Origin of the sequence: Wolbachia endosymbiont of Nasonia vitripennis, assembly GCF_048054115.1 — a bacterium.
Classification (GTDB): Bacteria; Pseudomonadota; Alphaproteobacteria; order Rickettsiales; family Anaplasmataceae; genus Wolbachia.
On sequence record NZ_JAFEVF010000040.1, the window covers coordinates 1 to 6,791 of the forward strand.

A 6,791-nucleotide genomic window follows, 5' to 3' on the forward strand; every position below is an offset into this window, starting at 1 on the left:
ACCTTTTTTGATAGTATGCATATTGCTTATCAGAAAAATATTGATAGCATTAAACAGGATGCTGATTTTGGTTTTGACTTTGTTAATTCTTCTGTCAGTTAATTCATGCCTGTCAGATCAAGTCTAAACTATTACATCAATATTGGCAATACACCTCTACATATAGCAGCTATGAAAGGTAATGAAAAAATGGCAAGATTACTGCTAGAAAAAGATGCTGATCCTAATATTAAAAACCTTTCAGGAGATACTCCTTTACAAATAGCTGAGATAATTGAAAACTCTACAGTTTTTATGCTTGAAAAGGATACAAATTCAGTACTTCTTGTGAAAAAAGGAGTTAAGGAGCTTTTGTCACAACATGTGAAGAACAACAAACCTAGCTCATCAGTAGATAAAATTGACGTATCTGTTCAGCAGAGTAGCAAAATAAGATAGATGAGAAAACTAGTTTGTGACATTGGCGTCCAGTTAAATTTACATGGATTCCAGTGTCAAGCACTGGAATGACATTATGGAAGCTGTGATGACAAGGAAGGAAGCACTAGAAAGAAATGGGTGTCACGCACTGGGATGACATTATGGGAACTGAGATACAAGAAAAGAAACACTGGTTTGACATGCATCTGAACAGATACTCTCAGTGATGTAAATTCAACTTTACCCCATTTGCAACCATCAGGGTCCTTTGACTATAATCCTAACAATTCTTTTCTAATTTCTTCTTTAATTGTATCAATAATCTTTTGATCAAGTTTATTTATTAAGGAATCATCAATACCTGTAATATCATCTGGATTTTGTATCATTTTTTCAATAGCATCATCTATTTTTTTTACTCTTTTTTCATTAATTTCCTCAAATATAGGTTTAATTTTCACATAACCAGGAGCGCCCTTGCTATAATTTTTGCTGCTTTCGTTGATACAACCACCAGCACCATATGTTTTATTCACGTAGTTTTTACTACATTTTGTTACATCTTTATACCCAATCTCACCATTTTCTATATATGCTATTTTATTATCTTTACTAGAGTTTAGCTTGTCCCCTTTCTTAATTTCTTCTTTTAATTTTAAACTTTGTTCATGAATTATTGTATCTTTGTAATTCTTTCCCCCATAGGTTCTGTATGTACCTCCGCCTGCAACAGTAATTAAATCTTTACAAATTGTTTCTGAAGAGTCTCTGCACATTTTTATTAAAGTTGGTCCCCCATCCTTGTTAGATTCATCATCTTCTTGTCCACCACCTCCTTCTGTCACTTTTACTTTAATATATGGATAACTAGGGTTGACTCTCAGTTTAGCTTTAATGTAATCACCTGGCATTCCTAGTCTACTTACAGTAGACTGAGCTTTATCAGCTATATGACCAGCTTCACCACCTCCCCATGCTTCTATTTCAACGTAATCATACATTGACAGATCATCTGTATAGCCATCTCCAAGCTCATAAAGTTTTTGATCCCTGTTTTCAATAATCTGCTTCTTATGTTTCAATTGTGCTATTATTATTTCACGTAATCTCTTTTTTAAACCCTCTAAATCGAACCTACACAATTTATCAGCATAAAAGACTTCTGTTCTATTTGATTTAATTGGATGATCTAACTTCTTTACAACTCCATTTTCATCCTGTGAAACTCTTAAGTAAAAAGGCTTGTTGTCCTTGTTCACATACTGTGTTGAGCGACTACACACTCCATCAAAGCAGAGGCAACCATCATCACCATGATTACAGTTTTTTTCTTCATACTTTCCATCTGTTAACTCATATACTATTTTGCATTTGTCACAATTTTGTTTTGTATCTACCTCTTTATCCTCTTTTGCCATGCAATTGTCTCTAGGCTTATTTTCTTCAGGAATAGAAATATATCCTTTCTTATTGAATATTATTTCATTCAGTGCATCTTGTGGCTTTGCTAAAACATCAACTAATTCAATAATTCCCCCTTTTTTGCAAGGAAAATAATAAGATTGATTTGATTCTTTCGAGTAAACAGTATTGTGTTTAGCATAGCTTGCTCTCATTGACTTCAGTGATATTAGCTCACTTCCTTTTTCAAGAACGAATTCCTCCGGTTCTGGCTGCCAACCAGAAAGGCATAGCATTTTACTTTTAGGATTTTCTTTATATTTTATTTCTACTTTTGGATATCCTGAGCCATTTAGTTTGCACTTACCATTCTGAAGCTCTTTACATTCTGTTTCAATATCGGGAACATATCCATATTTTTCTAGAACTTCAAATTGCGAATTATTTTTTAATATACCTTCTATTACGCTATCGATGTCGCTTTTACTGTTACTGCTATCAGTTGTTTTTGCCACTATTGCTGGCTTTACTACTTTTAAAGGTAGATGGCCAACATATGTAGGAGAATTTTTATTAACATAAAAAGTACAGATGCCATTACTGTGAGTTCCACGTGCGTCATAAGTACAAACGTTCTCACTCATCTTCATTTTTACTTTTAGCGTATTTTCATTTACTACCTTTATTTCCTCAGGCTTTGGAGCAGTTGGTGATGGAAAACAACGGGCAGGAAATTGTAATTTTCTTTTTGATTCTTCTTTTTCAGTACCATAATATTCAGCGCAGAGCTGACCTTTTTTTCTATAAGTTTTAAAGTGATGGTGGGTATCTTTATCTGGAATAGAGTATGTAGCACTTTGAATGTTTTTATTACTTGAAATAACGCGTGGAAAAGGTAGCTCTCTTCTTTCTTTCAGCTCACCAATAATGACTCCAACTCTTGGATGGAAATAATCATTTTCTTCATTTGTTATAGGAACAATTCTAACTTGTGGTGGTGACATCGCAAGTTGTTCACAAAATGGAGGTGGGCCAGGTGCAAGTGGTACAGGCACACATTGTACTTTGGTTTGATAGCAGGTATCGCAAACATTTTCCATATTCCCTGGACGGAAAATATTTTCCCCTGAAAAGATTCTAGAAAGACCTCCAAAAAAAGTGTCCATACAAGCCCCTTTCTGACTGCAAGCACATATTTTAGGGGCATTAGCAAATTTTACTTTTTCTTCATCAGTAACACCATCTGCCCACTCCCATTCAAGGCCTTGAGCAATTTCTCCTCCAGCTTTTGTTTTATCTCCTTCCCAGTCGATAAAAACTGCTGCAGAAACTCCAGCACCACTGCTCTGTGTTCCATACACATGACGACAGGACGTTTCGCTAGGTAATTCATGACAATTTTCCCACTCATAATTGCAAACCTTAATTTTCGGATTGAAGTAACCGTCTAATCCTTGATCTTTTACCACCGTTACTTTAATTTCTTTTAATAGATGAGGATCAAAATTCAAGCTACCCCACTTGCCAGTAATGAAGTTCCAAAAACCTTTACCTACTTTACTTCCTGTAGCTTCAGTATTTGTACGAAAATATATATCTCCGCAAACATCAGAATATCCACTATTTGCACCAAGCAAAACCAACATTAGAAAAAAAAATTTAGCTTTGAACTTTACATTTCTCATAAAATACCGGTAACCACTTACTCACTTTTTCGCCTTTTTCCTTTATTGCTTCATACATATACTTTATAGTCTCTTTATTAGCTGAAAGTACATGTATTTCTTTCATATTCTTCAAATCTAGATTTAAAGTTACTAAACCTTTGTATTGCTTTATCAAAAATAAACCTTCCTGTGTTGGTGTTTGCAAAATGACATTCAGTTCCTCTTTCGACAGAGAAAATGCTTTCATGTATAACCTGTTTGCATTTATGTTCGGCATCAGGATTCTCGTATCGACATGCTTATCTAAATATTGAGTAAACTTGCTAGCAAATGCTAGGTTTAAGTTTTCAGTACTTAGAATTACTACAACATTTAACTTTGTCATTCTTTGCATCCAGTCGTCAAACTCTCCCTCTGTAGGAAAAATATTACTTATCTCCCATGCTTCATCCAAAACAAGTATTGCAGGTGAGCCATCACATTTTGCTTCGAAAGAGTATAAGAAATAGTAAAGTATCACGGACATACATTCTTTTTGCTTAGTGAGATTTGCAGTATTGAGGGATATAGTTTTTGTTCCCCAGTCAATATCTGACTCATCACCATCTTGGAATAAGTAAGCAAATTCACCTTCACCACACCATTTACTTATTTTGCCTCCAAGAAGTAAAAGCACTTCAGAAATTTGAGAAATAGATCGCGATTCTCTTGGTATAGCAAATATAGAATCTACAATTTTTTTTGTCTTTTCTTCTACGTCTACCAAACTTGCATCTGCAACCATCCTTTTGATCAATTCAACAAGCATATTGCGATTAGAAGCACTATCTTCAATGTTCAGTGGGTTAAATTTTAGACTTTTATCTTTATATTTTGGATCAATTATGTAATATTGGCCGCTTACTGCTTTAGTAAATATTATTGATTTTCCAGTATTATCCAATATAACAATCCTAGGGTTAAATTTTCTTGATTCCGAAAGTAAGAAATTGATCAGTGAGGTTCTACCTGAATTTGGAGCTCCAAGTATTGTGGTATGACCATTATTTTTCTTTCCATGAAAGTTAAAAAAGTAAGGACTGCCTTTTTTTGAAAAAAAAACTGTTACTGCTTCTTTCCATCTTCCTCCTTTTAACGTACCTGATGTAAAATCATGCAACATAGCAAAGCTGCAAGCATATTTTTCTAATATATTTTTTGGTTGTGTAACAAAAGCAAAGTTTCCAGGAAGCTGTGCCCAAAAATGATTTTCCATGTGCAGATCAGTTCTAAACATCATCAACCCGATTAACGACATTACAGAGGATAAATCGCTGATATTTTTAGCTAACCTATTCTTATCATCTGCAAAGATTGTAACAATAATTTTCTGTTGACAAAAATCCATAGCAGAAATTTTTTCAAGCTCTATTATTTCATTTATTCCTGAGTTTTGAAGTAAGGTATTGTCCTCACTGATTTGCAGTATATTAATTTGTTTTTTAAATTCTTTTACTGCTTTATTATTACTAGTAAATATTATTATTTCTGTGATGATAAGCTCAGAGTCAAGTTGCAAACACCTATCTATATTTTCTAAGGGGATTTCTCGATATTCCTTTATGCAAAAAATAGAACCAAACTTCTGTTGACCTTCAAACGATGTTTGAAATTTATTGAAACCAAAAGCTACTTTTAAATTTTTAACATGCTGCGATAGATCCCTTTCACATATTGGATAATCTTTGTGCGTTAATGTAATAATGTAATGGAGAAATTCCATCATTTGAGAATATATTTTGCCTTCACTAGACCTAAGGCCCAGTTTTTTAGCTCCAAAAGGTTCTAAATCTTTTTGAATCAGGTCAGTTATTTTTTGTAATTCTTGATGATTTTTTTGTAAAAATAACTTGTGCCTATTCTTTATCCTGCCAAAAAAAAATGCATTATTAATATGTTTGCCAAAATCACTAAGTAACACCACAATGTATAACTCATTTATATACTGTAGTTTACTATCAACTAGTTTATTAAACCACGTTGAGTGTAGCTGATCGGAAAAGTCTGCAGTTTTATTCCACTGTAAGCTCAGTTTATTGCGCTTACGGACAGTGTGAATCCAAACTGTAAAATATAAACTCTGGATATTTTTTGATATACTTTTTCTAATTTCAGTTCTAAGATCACCATAGTTATCAACTGAAGAATAGTCTTCTAACTTGATTATTTTTAACAATTCCCCCTGTTTTGTTAGTATAGTTTCTTCATCGTAGTGGCAAGCATAAGGGATAAAATCTAAATTAATACTTTCTAGTAACGCTAAATTGTTCTTTTTTTCAGAATTAGAGCTAGTGGCCGGTACTTTTGGTTGCATACAACATTATGTGTATTCAATAAAAAGATAATTAAAAAACATAAAAATACTATCTTAATTTTTATCTTTTTTTTCGCTGTCGGGCTGTAATTTTATATCTTTTGCAAAGTTGAATTTTTCTTTCAAGTAATCTGTTGCTTTTTCTGTACTCCCAAACATCATGATCAGTACACCAAACAGTATCATGAAGAAAATTAGACCTCTGAACACTACTGCAAGTATCACTGTAGCTATACATAACCCTATAATTGTCGAAGGATTCATATTTTCCATAGTATCTTTAACTGAAAATGAAGAAATAAGTTCTTTCAACGTTCCTGGTATATTTTTCAATTCATCACTTGCTTTGCTAGAACATGACATGAAGATAAAACTTAACAGGGCTACAATAGCAAAAACTCTACCCAATTGAATACGCATCAGCTAAATACCTTTAAGATACTCCTTAACTGTAACAATTTTTACATCAATAGGCAAGAACCGAATTCACTTGCTCACCATAAGTAACTCATATTTAACTTTTATCACTGTGTTAGCCCTTTATTATCAACAAGAGGACTCACACTAATGGATATCAATTTACTTGACAGAATATTTGAACACAATTCAGCAGCAGCAGCTGTAGCAAACACTGCAGCCACCACAAACAGTCCTGCTCCTACTAATCCTGATGTCATTGCTCCTGCAACAATGCACCCTATTGCTAAGAGAGCAGAACTTGTTACAAGTGCGACGTGAAGATTTTTGTTTTTGATTTTACTATTATTTTCATAATTATTGGATTGCATTGTATCTTTTACCTTACTGCCTGTGTAATAGTTTAGACTTGATCTGACAAGCAAACAAAGTAAGATAAAAATATAGACAAGTTTTAAAGGAGTGTCAGATATGAATACAACACAAGAAAAAATACTAAAACCAAAGTTGGGATTGCTAGAACTTGCAAAGCA

The 6,791-nt window shown here is 33.4% G+C and carries 4 protein-coding genes and 1 pseudogene; 1 reads left to right on the top strand and 4 read right to left on the bottom strand.

Annotated features, from left to right (window positions below; all coding sequences use genetic code 11):
- The first annotated feature begins 105 nt into the window (after positions 1-105).
- Positions 106-438, top strand: coding sequence for an ankyrin repeat domain-containing protein (locus tag JR053_RS04660; RefSeq protein WP_416603708.1), 333 nt, complete (start codon positions 106-108; stop codon positions 436-438).
- A 254-nt stretch (positions 439-692) separates the two neighbouring features.
- On the opposite strand, the gene JR053_RS04665 is transcribed toward JR053_RS04660, so the two are convergent.
- From JR053_RS04665 to JR053_RS04680, 4 genes and pseudogenes are all read right to left on the bottom strand, one after another.
- Positions 693-3,506, bottom strand: coding sequence for a hypothetical protein (locus JR053_RS04665; protein ID WP_416603710.1), 2,814 nt, complete (start codon positions 3,504-3,506; stop codon positions 693-695).
- A complete protein-coding gene (locus JR053_RS04670; RefSeq protein WP_416603712.1) occupies positions 3,481-5,841 on the bottom strand; it encodes a VirB4 family type IV secretion/conjugal transfer ATPase in 2,361 nt (786 codons plus the stop codon). The genes JR053_RS04665 and JR053_RS04670 overlap by 26 nt, the downstream gene beginning before the upstream one ends.
- A gap of 54 nt (positions 5,842-5,895) precedes the next feature.
- Positions 5,896-6,261 (bottom strand): hypothetical protein, encoded by a 366-nt coding sequence (locus JR053_RS04675; RefSeq protein ID WP_010402638.1) that lies wholly within the window; start codon positions 6,259-6,261, stop codon positions 5,896-5,898.
- Positions 6,262-6,365: 104 nt separating this feature from the next.
- Positions 6,366-6,791 (bottom strand): annotated as a pseudogene (locus tag JR053_RS04680) (hypothetical protein); the annotation flags it as partial.

What these genes read in the sequence shown, in the direction of transcription:
- JR053_RS04660 (WP_416603708.1), top strand. Translation starts at nt 106, where the DNA reads ATGCCTGTCAGATCAAGTCTAAACTATTACATCAATATTGGCAATACA.
- JR053_RS04665 (WP_416603710.1), bottom strand. Translation starts at nt 3,506, where the DNA reads ATGAGAAATGTAAAGTTCAAAGCTAAATTTTTTTTTCTAATGTTGGTT.
- JR053_RS04670 (WP_416603712.1), bottom strand. Translation starts at nt 5,841, where the DNA reads ATGCAACCAAAAGTACCGGCCACTAGCTCTAATTCTGAAAAAAAGAAC.
- JR053_RS04675 (WP_010402638.1), bottom strand. Translation starts at nt 6,261, where the DNA reads ATGCGTATTCAATTGGGTAGAGTTTTTGCTATTGTAGCCCTGTTAAGT.